Raw genomic sequence first — 14,353 nt, 5'->3', positions numbered from 1 at the left:
ACAGGCTCAGGCACTAGCCTGGAATGCATTTTGACTTTCCATCGACCTCCAATCATGCATTCACTCGAAACGTGCGACTTCACGTCGCACAACCAGTTGGGGTCGTGTCCGAGCCGCGCGTACCAGAGCATGATCGCGAACGTTCCGCCGGTGTTCCACCGCTCGTCGAGGACGGCCGCCTGAGCGTCGGTCAGCTTCGCTTCGCAGTTCTCCAGTCTGGAAATCGAGGAACGCGCACAGTTGAGGAGCTCGGCAAGGGCGTGTCCTGACATGCCGTGCTGCATGCGCTGGAAGCGCAGGTGGTGGGCCATCCACGCCCACATCGACGATCGCGGGTCGGGGGACTCGTTGATGTGCATCGTGTCTCCGTCCATCGGACGAATTTCCAGGTGATCCTAGGAATGGCGACACGGTAACTCTTGCGGAGCACGCTTGTCCTGAAAACTGCAGGTCAGAGCAGCCGGACGGGGATTCGATTATGTCGGACAAACTGGAACAAGAATTGCATCCAAGGCAGCGGTGTCATCTTCTGACATGGCTGGCGGGCCAGTTGCCGCATCACCATGTACACCCCGAGGTCCTTGGCGCCGGCGAGAGAGCCGTCCTTCGTGTCACGAGCCGTCGGACCAACAAGGTCCGTTTCGTCGCCTGCGTCCCAGCCCCTCAGGCAGGGACGTGGGCCTGGGTGTGGTCGCGCGACTGGGCGCTGGTCACTGACCCTCGCGCCGTCCCGGCCATCGCGAAGGCGATGTGCTCATGACGACGTGGATCATTCTCGGTCGCGTAACCCTCCCGGCCACCCCCAAGAGCGTCGGTGAGGCCCGCCGGTTCGCCGCCGCGGTACTGGACGGCAGCGACCGCACCGCCACGGCACAACTGCTGATCTCCGAGGCCTGCACCAATAGCGTCCGGCACTCCGACTCCCGTCATGGCGGTTCGTTCACTCTCACGCTGTATGACTGCGGGAACTCCCTACGCTGCGAGGTCATCGATGCGGGCGCCGGCACCATCCCGACCCGCCACCAAGGCTCCGAACCCCGCGACCACGGCCACGGCATCGTCCTCATCGAGACCCTTGCCGCCCGCTTCGGCTACGACACCGACACTGCCGGTCGCTTGCACACCTGGTTCGAACTCGCCTGACGCTCGCTCGCGCTGAGGCTGCGTCACCGGCCCCTGCTACTCCCGCTCTGCGGGTTGGTCTGCTGGGCCGAGTGGCGAGCCACGCCTGCGGTGCACGCATGTTGACCGAAGGCGTTCGAGCACGCTGGGAGTCTCTTCGCGGATTTGTCCAGCGAGCCCGCCGCCACGCTTGGCTGGCGAGGCCGCGCCTCGATCCCCAGCTTGCTCCCGAGCCTCCTCGAGCGAGGAAGCGATAGGCACGACTTGCCTCGGCCATGCGTGCGGGCCCCGAGAGCCATACCAACGGCCCGCCGCGCCCGTCCGCCGGTGTGGACGGCTCCGTCCGCTTGGACGGCGGCTGCGAAGCAGCGGCGGACGGCTCGTCCGCCGCGCGGCGGACGAGTGGACGGGCGCGGACGGCGTTAGGGCCACATCGAGGCTTCCGACTCGAGACTGACAGCGAAGTCGGCATCGGCGGCTGCCGGAAGCGAACAGCTGCCGTTCCGAATGTCGCCGCGACTCTGCACTGCTTGCCGGTCGACTATAGGTGCTCGCGCGAGACTCCCGCGAAAAATTGCGGGAGTCAAGTGTCGCGGAGCCCACTCATCCTCGAGGGCAGATAACGTATGTCCTGTTCTCTGGAAACCAGAATTTCATGGCACTGAACGACATCCTTCGGCACGGCTTGGACTCCACCGACTGAGAATATCCTCAGTCGGTAGAGTCGAAGAGATGACCTAATAGAGGGGTGCAAGGTAGGGCCGTGTAGCGACACGGTATGGACCCAGGATGATCCATACCGCGTCCCTTTGCTGAGTCGACCGGGCGCGGTCCGGCGAGTACGGCAGGAGGTGGAACACGGACGAGGAGCCGGTCAGCAGGCAGAGCAAGCTGCAACGACGTTCGCAGCTCACAGGAGGGCGTCGACGAGATCGGGAGATGAGATTCCGAGTCAGCGAAGAGGAGTACAAGGAGATCTGTGAGGCTGCCCATCGAGCGGGCGCTGCCTACGGAACATTTATCGTCCACACCATTCAGGTAGCCACTCGCCAGCACAGGCTCGGACAGCAACCGACCCTGGCGCTCTGTGAAGAACTGCGCAGCATCGCGCGACAGCTGAATCGTATTGGTGTGAACATCAACCAACTGGCCCGAATAGCGAACGCAACGGGACAGGCGCCTCAAGAGCTATCCGCTTCGTTAGCGTACCTGGAGAAGGTTCTCCGAAAAGTGGACGCCTCCTCTGTTGAGATAGGTCGGCTGCTGCGTTGATCGGGAAAGTGACACGCGGCCAAAGCCTCGCCCGACTGCTGTCGTACCTCTACGGACCAGGGAAACGTAACGAGCACGTCGACCCCCACCTTGTTGCAGGGTTCCGCCTGCCCGTAGTTTTGGAGCCCAGCACGGATGCCAGAGGCGACCGCGACTACCGGCATCTAGTCGGAGTCCTGACCTCCCCGCTCGACACCCTCCGCCACACGCCGCTTGCGTTGCCGATCTGGCAATGCTCGATCCGGGCAGCGCCGACGGACCGACGCTTGTCGGACGACGAATGGGCCGACATCGCTGAAGAGGTCATGCACCAGACCGGGTTGGCGCCGCGAGGTGATGACAGGGCATGCCGCTGGATCGCGGTCCGCCATGCCGAGGACCACATCCATCTCGTTGCCGTCCTGGCCCGCGAGGATGGACGCAACCCGAACCTACGTCGCGACTACTTCAAGGTCGCCCATGCCTGCCACATCGTCGAAGACCGCTACGGCCTAACCCCAACCGCACCCGCCGACCGCACAGCAGCGCCCCGACCAACCCGAGCCGAGACGGAACTCGCTCACCGAAAGAACTGGTCGGAACCGCCCCGCAGTACCCTCCGCCGGCAAGTTGCCACCGCAGCTGCCGGAGCCGAGACCGAGGAGGACTTCTTCGTCGCCCTTGAGCAGGCCGGAGTGCTGGTCAAGGTCCGCGAGAGCGTCCGCACTCCTGGGGAGATCACGGGCTACGCGGTCGCGCTTCCCGGCCACACCAACCGAGAGGGTCAGCCGGTCTGGTTTTCCGGCGGCAAGCTCGCCGCCAACCTCACCCTTCCCAAACTCCGCTGCCGCTGGTCGGCTCCCGATGAAGGTACGCACTTCGGCCAGCGCTCTTTCAGCCAGGCGAAGCTGACTCGCCAGGAGCGAGATGCCGCCTACCAACAGGCCGCAAGAGCCGCTGCGACAGCTACTTGGCAGATGCGCCACATCCATGACCCCGCCGTTCGCGCCGACCTAGCAGCCGCGGCCTCCGACGTCTTACACGTAACCGCGGCCCTCACCGGCAACCGTGAACTCGCCCGCGCGGCCGACTTCTATGACCGAGCAGCTCGCGAACCCTACGGGCGCCAGTCCCCCGCCACGCCCTATGGCACGAACCTCCGTACGGTTGCGCGGGTTCTGGCTCTGTCCCAGATCGGAGGGTCGCACAGTCATCGCCCGACCCTCGCCGGCGTCCTCTCCCACCTGATCGTGCAACTCGCTGCCCTTATCGAAGCGATCGCGGAGCACCGGCAATCGCAGCAACGCTTCGCCCAAGCAGCTGCGGCCCGTAAGGCTGCTGCCCAGCTCACCCAACTCCGCCAACCGACCGCACGGCCGACAAAGCCGACGTTGTTTCGGGCGCCGGCCAACGACACACCCGAGCACAACGCTGCGCGGCTCGCTGCCGCCGGCTTCCCTCTGCCCTTCCCCAACCTGGAGGCAGACCGTCCCCACCGATCTACCAGGCCTGCGCCCACACCGTCGGCGCGCACCACCCCTCGCCGCCCATCGCAGTAGCGACCAGAGAAGTTGGCGCCACACCGCTAGCGGTCGTGGCGTAACGACCGACGCCACCGCATACTAACGGAGCGTAAACAAGCGTAACGATACTCAGGTGTGCGCCAGTGCGGCGTTCGAGACGACGAGCCTGCACACCCTCATCCCACCACACAAGGAAGGCGAAGCCATGACCGATCACAGTCCCTGCACGTGCCCCAACGCCACAAGGAGTGACCCACATGTCCGACGAAACGAAGGCTCCCCCGACCGCACGTAACGACGAAGAGACCGCGCGCCTCGCGACCGACTTGACCGAACACGTCCGCCAGCTCAACTACGCCACAGCCAGCCCGCCGAGCCTCACTCTCCCCGGCACTGCGTACACCATCCTCGGCAACCTCAGCGCAGCAACCTACGGCCTCGATCAGGTCCTCGACCAGATCAATCGCTTCTTCCTCCGGGAGCTGCAAGCCGACCGTCTCGGCCACGACCAGGCCGAAGACCTCGCGGACGTCCTGAGCCGCCACGGCCAAGCTCTAGCCGAAGCCAGGCAGCATGCCCGAGCTCTCTGCGCGGCGCTCAGCGATGCCCAATCGGCCATCCACGCCGTCCACTCCCGCGCCACCCGCAGGAACGAAGCGCCCCCGGCCGTCGAGGTGAAAGCACACGGGGACGAGGCCGGCGTCGCAGCGGCGGCCAACGACTTCCCCAGACCGATTACCGCGACACTACTCGCGCCGCCTCCCGCCACCGGACAAAACCGTGTCATCCGCATTCGCCGCCCGAACACTCCGGAGGCCTGAGCATGGAGCCCATGACCCACGAGGAGCTCGCCGCCCTTCCGACCACAACCACCATCGAGACGGCTGCCCGAGCCCTCGGCCTCGGCCGAACCCGCGCCTACCAACTCGCCCGCGAGAACCGCTTCCCCTGCAAGGTCATCCGCATAGGGACCACCTACCGAGTAGTCACCGCCGACCTGCAACTCCTTATGGCTAGTACCGGCGGCAGTCTGTAGGAACTTGTCGCGGTGCGCGCACGCGGGCGACCGCTCACGGTTGGGTCCACGAGATGGTGCATGAGTCTGACCTGGTCAGAGGGCGTGGCGAGGTGACGTGAGGCGGCCATTGTGTGATCCCTCGAATCGACCGAGATCGACGGAGAAGAATCGCGATGACTTGGACACCGGCGTGGACCGTAATGCCCTCGAGGGCTTCGGTCCCTTCTCTTCGCAGAGTGTGCGCGGTCGGGGTGGGCTACTGGGGAGTGGTGATCGGGAGAATGTCGGGCGACGTCTCCCCTGTAGCCAGCACGGCCCGGCGCCTCTCAATCACCACTCACCGGATCGGTGGGCCTGGGAAGATCGTGTGCCTCATCCTCCCAGTACTGAAAGCGGACTAACCACGTTCGGGTATCTCCGACCGTCAGAGCCCCAGAGGCCGACCGGGCTTCTTTAGGCTTGATTGGATTAGATAACCGGAACCTAAGGCCATTGGCGAATGGAGGTTCGGTTCAGGGTTGAACGACTTCGAGCTTGGCAGGTCACGATCGCTCAAGTTTGCGGTGGACGTGCCGAATATCCACACCACAATGCTTGGCGATGGCGATCTGGAAAGATCTGTCCACGTCGGAGATGACGAGACCGTCCCGTAGTGTGACCACGATTATTGGCCTTTCGGGCATGGAAATCGCCGCGTTGAGCGCCGCCCAGGTGAGGTCTCGAAACTTCATCGGAGGACCCCAACAGGCATAGCGTGTCGTTGCGCCATTGTTGGCCAGACAATGCATCGGCTTATCGTCTACACTCCCGGGAATTACCTTCCAGGTATCACCTAGAGCCTGTGTGATCAAATGGTCCGGCCCGGGGAAGCGGCTACGGGCATAGCGGGCCATGCTTCCGAAGCCTTCCTGTGCCCGGGCGTACTCCTTCATCGGAGTATCCTTGATCCATGTCCCGATGCGGTGGTCGTCGAGGAAGGAGCGAAGGACGCCCCCGATGCGGGGATCCTCAATCCATCGGCGATACTGAAGCTTTTTCTCCGTCGCGGAGAGGAGTTCCCAGTCGAGTTCATCCGCTTGGCGGTAGAGCTCCTCGATGACTTCGGCTCTTATTGCTTCGGGTAGCTCGGACAAGTCTCACCAGCCGGGGATCGCGGAGGGGTCGGGGAATTGCAAGCGGGACTCATCATATGCGGTCTCCAGGCTGGCAGCGTCCTGGATCCATTCGTTCATGAGTGAGCCGACGCGCTGGTCGGAGAACTCGACGCGTGATCCATCAAGGCGGTTTAGTGTCTCGGTCTCGCTGGCTTCCAGTTCGCGCTTGATGTTCAGCGCCGCCGCGACACGACGCAGGTCGCTGACGAAATCCAAGACGATGACGCGTTCTTTGCCATCGCGGAGGCGCAAGCCGCGGCCGAGTTGCTGGACGAAGATGCGACGGCTGTGGGTGACGCGCGCGAAGCACAAGATGTTGACATCGGGTACGTCCACTCCCTCGTTGAGGATGTCAACTGAGGTGAGGATCGGGACGTGTCCAGCCCGGAACGCTAGAAGTCGGGATTGGCGCTCGCGTTTGGTGAGGGCCGCGTGTACGGCGAGGGCGTTGCCCCATCTGGCGTTGCGGCGGAGCAGGTCCGCGAGGCGTTCGGCGTGCTGGACCGTCCGGCAGAAGACGATCGCGCGGGGGTTCGGGACGTGGCCCCAGACGGATGCCAGCTCGTCGCGGATGGCCTCATCGCGCTGCGGGAGGAACAGCTTGGAGTTGAGCTCACCGAGACTGTAGGAATGCTGGCTGGCGTTTCTGACGATGTCCCAGTCGATGTTGTCGATGAAGAGCCGGTAATCGACCTGTGCGAGGTAGCCGTTCCGCATGCCCTCTTCGATGCCGAGTGTGAATGCCGCTGGCCCGAAGCGGCGGGAGATGTCGTACTCGTCACCGCGCCAGGGGGTCGCCGTCACACCCATCTGCTGGGACTCGGTGAGCAGGTCCAGGAGTTCGCTGTATTGACCGTCCTCACCGACGTGGTGAGCCTCGTCGACGACGACCAGGCCGGGCCGGTATCCACGGCGGGCGGCGTACAGGGCGCTGGCCAGCGTGGCGCAGGTGACGCCGTCGAGGTCGTCGGGGCGTTCGTCGCCAGTCAGTAGGCGTGTCTTCGTGTGCTTGTCCAGATGCCTCCATAGGGCGCGTTCGAGTTGGTCGACGAGATCTTTGGTGTGCGCGACGACCAGAACCTGATCGTGTGGGAGGCGATGTAGGTGATTGGCGATGATCTCGCCGCTGACGACCGTCTTGCCCAGGCCGGTGGCAAGGATGAGAAGTCCGCGTCTGGTTTCCTGCAACGTGGTGTCCAGCGCGGTCCGAGCATCCTCCTGGTAGGGCCGGAGCCGGATAGCGGCGAAACGGTCGGGAACTTTGGCGAACGCGCGGTTGAGAGTGAGGCCTGGCCACAGCTGGATGCGGGGTGCCAGGAGGGCGAGTTGATCGACTCGGCGGATGGCGCCGGCGCTCAGTTGGGTATTCGTAACGACGGCCGCTCGCGTCGCGCGGTAGGCATCTCTCGCGCGGGCTACCTCATCGACTGCGGCTGCTCCCACCGTTCCGCTCTTCTTCCACTTACATTGCAGCGTCCAGTGATGGCCGTTGTAGTCACCGAGGAGGTCTCCGCCCTCGTCTCCGGGGCCGTCGATGTTGGTGACGTCAGTGAACCCCAGATGCCACAGCAGCCGCTCGACCTGCCGGGGGAACTGGTTGGGGCCCAAACCGAGCAGGAACTTGGGCTCGAGGAATCCGCTGGTCAGTTCTCCCACCTACTCGGCGTCGGTGAGCTCGGACTCTACGAGCAGACAGCTGAGCTTGACGCGCTGCAGCTCGATCAAGCCGAGCTTGGGCTGTTCCTCCATACGGGCGAGGTCACCGACGAAGCCGACCAGGCGAGAGACGACCAGGGCTCGTGAGCTGTCGTCGGTGAGATCGTTGTAGGACCGCTTGAACACCTTGCCGTCGAGGAAGCTCTCCGGCCGTCGCTCGAGAAGTCTCACTACGGCGCTGGCCGGCAGGTACAGTGCGAAGTCGCCAAATTCCAGGACGGTGTCCCAAGCCACGTCGCCGCCCTCAATGGCGAACCGGCGCTGGGTACGGGCGCGGTCGGACTCTTGAAGCATCTCCCAATAGCCTGTGGGGGAGCCCTTGACCTCCCGCTGCATCGCTTCACGTATACGACCGAGCAGTCGGCTGGCCCGCCCCGCCAGGGCGTCTGCGGTGATCTTTTGGTCGGTGGCGCGGGACTTGATGTCCGCCAGGACGCTGGACAACGGCTTGGGCTCTCGGCCTGACGGGGCGGCGCGAAACCGCATGAACTCGGCGAGCTCGACCATCACCAGGTCCCGGACCTCGACTCCGAACTCGGTGAACAGCGAATGGTTGACCGCGACGAAGGTTTCGAGGCGAGGCGCCCGGACCATTTGGGTGAAGGCTGGGACCTGGTTGCCGACCGGATCCCGCAGGGTGCTTTCGCGCACCGCCCAAGCCACCAGCTCGACACCGCCCAGGTCGGGGGCCTCGTAGCGACCGGTCAAGTCAACGATCTGAACGGCGTTGTCACGGTAGCGGGTCAGACGCTGGTCCAAAGTCTCCTCGGTGCTTGGGGCGCCGCCGAGGGCAGGCGTCGTGCCGGGCTGGGTGCCCGGCTCGTCGGGGGAAGTTTTACCATCGTCGTGCCCGTCGCCGTCAGCGTCGCCGGCCTCGTGGGGCCGATCGTCACCAAGCCCCATCTGGTCGAAGATGTCATCGGGATCGTCGTTAGGTTCCTCAGGATCTGGAACCACGGGGTTGTCGTGCCGGTAAGCGGCTTCGTACCAGATCTCGTCCGTCTGGTAGGCGGGATCGCCCGCGCGGAACTTCTTGGCCCAGTCGATGGCTGTGTCGAAGAGAGCGTTCTTGCCGTCACCGGGGACCAGGTAGTTCAGGCCGGGGTCCTCACGGCGGTATCCGGCGTACAGCCGGGCCAGGGGACTGGTGTTGCGGGGCAGGCCGAGTCGCTCGGCGATCTTCTCGCGTAGCGGGCTGTCGCCCCGCACCCGGCGAACGACGGTCCGCCAGTCGGGGCCGTCATACTCGAAGGCGCTCTTTTGGTAGTTGACCGGCACATGGTCGCAATGAATCTCCCCGATGATGCGGCCCCGGCCGCGCCGGGAGTCGATGGGGTATTCGGGATCTGGTTCCTCCAGCCCATCGGGATCCACCCAGGAGAAGAAGCGCTTGTCCCGGATGAGGATCTTGCGGCCGTTGCGCAGGAAGTCGATTCCGTAGTCGTTCTTATGCAGGTAGCGCTGCACGCCGATCCAGCCCCAGATGCGGCGTTCGCGTAGTTCGAGCCGGGTGAGCCCGCAGTCCTCGCATTCCTGGACCCACTCGGGGTTCCAGTGACCGCACTCCCGGCAAGCCTTCGCTGCGGGCAGGGGCTCGTCGATCTCGATTACCGCCGGGATCGTCGAGCCGCTGCGGGTCACGGTGCGGGACGCGGCCCAGACGCAGGGAAGCCGAGGCTGGACCTTCTTGCCGTTCACCGTGATCAGGAAGTTTCGCTCCCGCAACAGGTAGCTATAGACGTCTCCGAGCTGCTCGCGAACCTTGGCATCCTGCTTGGACAGGCCGTCCCACTTGTCCCGCTTGAGGTCGCTGATGGCGACCATGGTGCCGTGCTCGTCGGGTCGGTCCTTGGGCTCATACCGGACGGGCACGTTGTAGTCGTCCCCCTGTCCGAGCTGGGCGAGATCCAGGGTAAGGACCGTCCAGGAAGGGTCCCCCGCGCGTGTGGTCTTGATGACGGTCCGCCGCCCCAACCGCGCCGTTGCTACGTTGAACCCCATTCCGTACAGGCCGAGCGACCCGTAGCGGCTGTTGCTGGTCCAGCCCGCCTTGACCGCGTTGCTCAGGGTCTCCAGATCCATGCCGGAGCCGTTGTCGGTGACCCAAACTTCGGCAGTGCGGTGATCACTATTCCGACCAGGCAACGAGACGCTCACGGTGGGGCGTTCCTCGGCGGCCCCTTGGCTACGGCCCAGGAAATCGTCGAAGGCGTTGTCGATCAGCTCGGCCAGGCACTGCCACACGGAGAACTCGATGTCTCCCAGGACCGACAGGATCCGACCGTGAGGCTTGACATTGACCACGGGATCCGTCATCAAGATCTCCTGTCTTGGAGCCGCGCCGAGGTACCGCGACTCAGCTTGGTTGGCTGGGGGCTAGACCAGGATCGAGAGACAGGTTAACGGGAAAGTTTGACACGAAGCGGACGGCCGCTCGACCGTTCGCGGAGTCGGCGGCCAGAGAGCCGCTCTCAGGGGCGCCGCCAGGGGATGGCGGCGACATTGGTTACCTGGGCGGCGATGTGCGCCTGAGCTCTGGCCACCAGTTCGTCGCGGTCGTGGGTGGTCGCGCCGTAACTACGGTTCCTGCCCGGGTGGACGGTGTCCCATTTGGTGCGCGCGCTCTTGCGGGTCGTGGGCCCCTGCTCGTTGCTGCCGAAACCGTTCAGGATGGCGTTCCAGACGGGCTGGTAACCGACGCGCAAACCGTTCTCTCCCAGGTCGGCGTGGACGTCCGGCACGAGGAGCAGTCGGACCCCGAAGTCGGCCGTGGACAAGCCCCCACCGGCGATCGACCGAGTGTGCCCACGGACCCTGAGCCAGAGCGGGTTCTTGCTTCGCGTGGCGGTGCCCGTCGCGCTGTTGTGCGACAACGACTGGCCGGCGTAGACGGGGATCACGTGGGGTGCGAGCGGAGCGTAGAGCGGGTGGCTGGTCCCGGCGTAGTAGATCGCGTAGAGGCCGGAGCCCTCGAACCTGGGGATCTCGGGATCGAGAGGCACGAGGGGCTGCCGCTCGAGTTCCCGGCACACGACGGCGGTGATGTTCTCGGTGTCCATCGGGTCGAAGGCTGCAGGGCGGTAATCCGGCATATACCGGAGGTTACTCACATCCTCGTGATCGCTCTCGTCAGCCGACGGTCCTCCTCAGCGGTGGCGCCGGGGTCGGCTGTGTACGACTCGGCTGTCGGATGCCCGCGGTACGGTTTGGCGTCGTGAGCATCCAAGCGCCAGCCGGGGAACCAGAGGTCAGCGAGGCGGGGACCAGCATCGAGCTGTTCACCGGTGGGGGAGGGCTCGCCCTGGCGATGCACCAGGCGGGATTCCGGCACCTGCTCGCGGTGGAGATCGAGAAGCGCGCGTGTGCCACCCTGCGCCTGAACGTGGCACGCGACTTCGACCCCACGATGCCGGACCCCGCGACGCGACACGACCAGTGGCCGCTGATCGAGGGTGATATTCACGGCGAGAGCTTCGCTCGGTGGGAGGGCAAAGTCGATGTGGTGGCCGGTGGTGTGCCATGCCAGCCCTGGAGCCTGGGGGGCGCACACAAGGGTTATGACGACAAGCGCAACCTCTGGCCCGAACTGTTCCGAACGATCCGGGAGACGCGTCCCCGAGCAGTGATCGCCGAGAACGTCAAGGGACTCCTACGGCCCTCTTTTAAGCCCTACTACGACTACATCATTCGCGAGCTGAAAGCCCCATTCGAGAAGCGGATCGACGGAGAAGACTGGCGAGACCACGACAAACGCTTGATCAAAGCATTGGACTCCAAGAATGCTGATTCTACCGAGCGTTATGACGTGAAGTATCTGTTGGTCAACGCGGCCGACTACGGTGTTCCACAGGTCCGTTGGAGAGTCTTCGTGGTTGCCTTCCGCAAGGACCTCGATTTGGCGGAGTGGCAGTTTCCCAAACCGACGCACTCGGAAAGCGCGCTGCTGCGTGATCAAGAGAGCGGTAAGTACTGGGAGCGGCACAGCATCACGCGGGGGGCAGCTCGGGCTCAGCCCGAGCTGCTCGAAGCCGACGGTCTCAAACCTTGGCGGACGATTAGAGACGCCCTCCGCGACAACCCCGACGTTCCCAAATTCGAGTCGCTGCCCGACCCTCCGGAGCCGCTCGAGGACAAGATCGAACATCGCAAGTGGCTTCATCACCGTGGCTGGCCCGGAGCGCGCGAGTACGCTGGACACACCCCGAACCTCCTCGACCGTCCAGCCAAGACAGTCAAAGCCGGTGTACACGGTGTACCCGGCGGGGAGACCGTCCTCAAGCGCGACGACGGAACGATCCGCTATATGACAGTTCGGGAGGTCGCGCGAATCATGACATTTCCCGACGACTGGGAAATCGCTGGCCCCCGTGGCGAGCAGATGCGGCAACTTGGAAACGCGGTTCCCCCACTGCTAGGCGAGGCCATGGCGGATTCCGTCCGCGACGCCCTTATATCAGCCAAAGAAACCGCAACGAAGAAATAGCAACGTCCGCAGATGACCAGTGGATGGTGGGGCGAAAGGCCACCCGACACTGCCTGGCGGCCCTCGCCCGGTCTCAGCATGGCCGCGCGAGGCCGCGAGCAAGACGCTGCGGCAGGCGGCCACGAGAACAGGATTATCCGCCTCGCCGATGACCGAAGCGCTATAGCATCCATACGCCTGCGACTGCCGCCCAAGTCCCGCCGACTCTACGCATACTTGCGCTGGTCAATCGGTGGACAAACCTTCGAACGTTACGTGGGAGAGGTCCGCGGAACCAATCGGGCGGAAAATCTCGCCGAGGCATGGCGTATCGCGCGCGATCGCGAATTTACCATTCCCAAATCGTCTTCGAAACCCTCAGGGGACACGGATAAACCGTGGGCGTCCACGCCAGCTGTGCGAGCTGTGATGCGTGCAAACAAAGGCAAGGACACTAAACCTGAGCTGCGTTTGCGTTCCGCCGTACACGCCCTTGGGCTTCGTTACCGAGTGAGCGCCCGCCCACTCCCCTCGATACGCCGCACCGCCGACCTAGTATTCGCTGGTCCGAAAGTCGCGGTCTTTCTCGATGGCTGTTTTTGGCACGGCTGTCCCGAACATCACCGTCCCGCCCGACGCAACAGTGAATTTTGGAAGAGCAAGATCGAAAGAAATCGAGAGCGAGATAGAGAAACTGACCAAAAGCTCACCGAAGCGGGGTGGGCGGTTCTGCGCATATGGGAGCACGAGGACTTGAAATCGGCCGCCCAGCGTGTCGCCGACCTTGTCCAAGCCAGAAAAGCGGCTCAAAGTCGAGCGAAGACAACCAGGGGCGGCTGAACCAACTCGGCAAGCTCTGAGATTGTTTCTGCACGGTGGCCAGTGGGGCGCAAGGACCTGCACCCCAGACTGCGGCGAAAGACATGACCGGGCCGCAGATTTTCTGCGCCGCGACTTCACCGCCCGCCGCCCGAGCGCCATTGGGGTCCGTTACCACGTGACCAGCTGGTCTGACGTCGTCTACGTCGCGTTCGTGATCGACATCTTCTCTCGCGCCGTCGTCGGTGGAGCGGCCGCGACCACCAAGGGGATCCGCCTGGTGCTGGACGCGCTGGACATGGCGCTGTGGCGACGAGATGGAGCCGAACGACCAGTCAGGCCCGCCTGGTCCATGACGGCGATGCCGGGCCCCTGTACACCTCTTTCCGGGTCACCGCGCACCTGGTCGACGCTGGGATCGACGCCTGATCGGTACCGTTGGCGATGCACTGAACAACGCGTTGATGGATTCGGCGGTCGGGCCCTACAACACCAAGCTGATCAAACCTGGTGGGCCGTGGAAGAGCTCAGCCGGCACGGGATAGAGATCGCAACGAGCACCGGAGACCTCGTGGCCACCCCAGCGGTGACGAGGCGGTTCGACCTGACCGTTGAGTAAGGGGCGATCCTGGGGGCGCCTGCTGCCCGTCCAGCGGCGAGCGGGGCGACCGGCGAAATGGAAGCGGCTGCTCATCGACGCGATCCGCTGGTGGGTGCGAACGGGGCGCCGTGGCGTGACGTGCCCGATTACTACGGCTGTTGGCAAGCGGTCTACGGGCAGTTCCGCCGCTGGCAGCGTGACGACACCTGGGCGCGCATCCTGGCCGGGCTTCAGACCCGGGCTGACGCGGCCGGGTTGATCGGCTGGGAGGTCAGCGTCGATTCCACCATCGTGCGGGACCATCAGCACGCCTCTCGCACTTGGCAGCGTGGCTATCCGCAGTGGGAAACCACCCGGCGGCGCGGTCACCGAGCCTGTTGATCACACTCTGGCGCTGTTCCGCAGCGGGCTGTCGATCAAGGTACATCTGGCCTGCGAGCAAGGCCAGAAATACTTATCGCTGGTGGTGACGGCCGGGCGGCGCGGGGACGCCCGCAGTCCGAGGCGGTGGTGGCCGGTGTCCCCGTGGCTCGGCCGGGGGCGTGGCCTCGGCCCCGCCCAGATCGGATCCGGGGCGACAAGGCCTACTCGTCTCGGACGGTCCGTGCTCACCTGCGCTGCGCGGTATCGCCGCCACGATCCCGCTGCCAGCCAACCAGGCGGGACACCGGCAACGCAGAGGCTGTC

The 14,353-nt window shown here is 64.6% G+C and carries 14 protein-coding genes; 9 read left to right on the top strand and 5 right to left on the bottom strand.

The annotated features are described in order from the left end of the window. Positions 1 to 359 (bottom strand): helix-turn-helix domain-containing protein (locus AB0C21_RS08065; protein ID WP_500203305.1); only part of this gene is annotated, 359 nt, incomplete at its 3' end. A gap of 397 nt (positions 360 to 756) precedes the next feature. Here AB0C21_RS08065 and AB0C21_RS08060 point away from each other — a divergent pair. The 5 genes from AB0C21_RS08060 to AB0C21_RS08040 all read left to right on the top strand — a co-directional run bounded on the left by AB0C21_RS08060 (position 757) and on the right by AB0C21_RS08040 (position 4,932). Continuing rightward, positions 757 to 1,143 (top strand): ATP-binding protein, encoded by a 387-nt coding sequence (locus AB0C21_RS08060; RefSeq protein ID WP_500203304.1) that lies wholly within the window; start codon positions 757 to 759, stop codon positions 1,141 to 1,143. A gap of 870 nt (positions 1,144 to 2,013) precedes the next feature. Beyond that, complete coding sequence (locus AB0C21_RS08055) at positions 2,014 to 2,394, top strand: MobC family plasmid mobilization relaxosome protein (RefSeq protein ID WP_500203322.1); 381 nt, start codon at positions 2,014 to 2,016, stop codon at positions 2,392 to 2,394. Positions 2,395 to 2,660: 266 nt separating this feature from the next. Then, positions 2,661 to 3,932, top strand: coding sequence for a relaxase family protein (locus tag AB0C21_RS08050; protein WP_500203303.1), 1,272 nt, complete (start codon positions 2,661 to 2,663; stop codon positions 3,930 to 3,932). Positions 3,933 to 4,153: 221 nt separating this feature from the next. Further along, positions 4,154 to 4,717: a hypothetical protein gene (locus AB0C21_RS08045; RefSeq protein ID WP_500203302.1), complete on the top strand. Its 564-nt coding sequence runs from the start codon at positions 4,154 to 4,156 to the stop codon at positions 4,715 to 4,717. A gap of 11 nt (positions 4,718 to 4,728) precedes the next feature. Continuing rightward, complete coding sequence (locus AB0C21_RS08040; protein WP_500203301.1) at positions 4,729 to 4,932, top strand: helix-turn-helix domain-containing protein; 204 nt, start codon at positions 4,729 to 4,731, stop codon at positions 4,930 to 4,932. Between the two features lie 524 nt (positions 4,933 to 5,456). Here the strand turns inward: AB0C21_RS08040 and AB0C21_RS08035 are convergent. The 4 genes from AB0C21_RS08035 to AB0C21_RS08020 form a co-directional block, all read right to left on the bottom strand. Beyond that, the gene (locus tag AB0C21_RS08035; protein ID WP_500203300.1) at positions 5,457 to 6,047 is read right to left on the bottom strand and encodes a hypothetical protein; all 591 of its coding nucleotides are present in this window, start codon (positions 6,045 to 6,047) and stop codon (positions 5,457 to 5,459) included. Positions 6,048 to 6,050: 3 nt separating this feature from the next. Continuing rightward, a complete protein-coding gene (locus tag AB0C21_RS08030) occupies positions 6,051 to 7,724 on the bottom strand; it encodes a DEAD/DEAH box helicase family protein (RefSeq protein ID WP_500203299.1) in 1,674 nt (557 codons plus the stop codon). Then, complete coding sequence (locus AB0C21_RS08025; protein ID WP_500203298.1) at positions 7,725 to 10,100, bottom strand: ATP-binding protein; 2,376 nt, start codon at positions 10,098 to 10,100, stop codon at positions 7,725 to 7,727. It abuts the gene before it with no gap. 155 nt (positions 10,101 to 10,255) lie between these two features. Further along, on the bottom strand, positions 10,256 to 10,876 hold the full coding sequence (locus AB0C21_RS08020; protein WP_500203297.1) for an Eco29kI family restriction endonuclease: 621 nt from the start codon (positions 10,874 to 10,876) through the stop codon (positions 10,256 to 10,258). Between the two features lie 122 nt (positions 10,877 to 10,998). Between AB0C21_RS08020 and AB0C21_RS08015 the strand changes: the two genes are divergently transcribed. The 4 genes from AB0C21_RS08015 to AB0C21_RS08000 all read left to right on the top strand — a co-directional run bounded on the left by AB0C21_RS08015 (position 10,999) and on the right by AB0C21_RS08000 (position 14,047). Beyond that, positions 10,999 to 12,267 (top strand): DNA cytosine methyltransferase, encoded by a 1,269-nt coding sequence (locus AB0C21_RS08015; protein WP_500203296.1) that lies wholly within the window; start codon positions 10,999 to 11,001, stop codon positions 12,265 to 12,267. A 12-nt stretch (positions 12,268 to 12,279) separates the two neighbouring features. After that, a complete protein-coding gene (locus tag AB0C21_RS08010) occupies positions 12,280 to 13,086 on the top strand; it encodes a very short patch repair endonuclease (protein ID WP_500203295.1) in 807 nt (268 codons plus the stop codon). Positions 13,087 to 13,243: 157 nt separating this feature from the next. After that, on the top strand, positions 13,244 to 13,684 hold the full coding sequence (locus tag AB0C21_RS08005; protein ID WP_500203294.1) for a hypothetical protein: 441 nt from the start codon (positions 13,244 to 13,246) through the stop codon (positions 13,682 to 13,684). A 57-nt stretch (positions 13,685 to 13,741) separates the two neighbouring features. Continuing rightward, entirely contained in the window at positions 13,742 to 14,047 is a 306-nt protein-coding gene (locus tag AB0C21_RS08000; RefSeq protein WP_500203293.1) for a transposase, read from the top strand. Positions 14,048 to 14,353: the final 306 nt, after the last annotated feature.

Source organism: Spirillospora sp. NPDC049024, from assembly GCF_040649235.1.
In the GTDB taxonomy this organism is placed as follows: domain Bacteria; phylum Actinomycetota; class Actinomycetes; order Streptosporangiales; family Streptosporangiaceae; genus Spirillospora.
This window is presented reverse-complemented; position numbering and strand designations above follow the sequence as displayed.

Coding starts and splice junctions, on each gene's coding strand:
- AB0C21_RS08060 (WP_500203304.1), top strand. CDS start 757: ATGACGACGTGGATCATTCTCGGTCGCGTAACCCTCCCGGCCACCCCC.
- AB0C21_RS08045 (WP_500203302.1), top strand. CDS start 4,154: ATGTCCGACGAAACGAAGGCTCCCCCGACCGCACGTAACGACGAAGAG.
- AB0C21_RS08040 (WP_500203301.1), top strand. CDS start 4,729: ATGACCCACGAGGAGCTCGCCGCCCTTCCGACCACAACCACCATCGAG.
- AB0C21_RS08025 (WP_500203298.1), bottom strand. CDS start 10,100: ATGACGGATCCCGTGGTCAATGTCAAGCCTCACGGTCGGATCCTGTCG.
- AB0C21_RS08020 (WP_500203297.1), bottom strand. CDS start 10,876: ATGCCGGATTACCGCCCTGCAGCCTTCGACCCGATGGACACCGAGAAC.
- AB0C21_RS08010 (WP_500203295.1), top strand. CDS start 12,280: ATGACCAGTGGATGGTGGGGCGAAAGGCCACCCGACACTGCCTGGCGG.
- AB0C21_RS08000 (WP_500203293.1), top strand. CDS start 13,742: ATGGAAGCGGCTGCTCATCGACGCGATCCGCTGGTGGGTGCGAACGGG.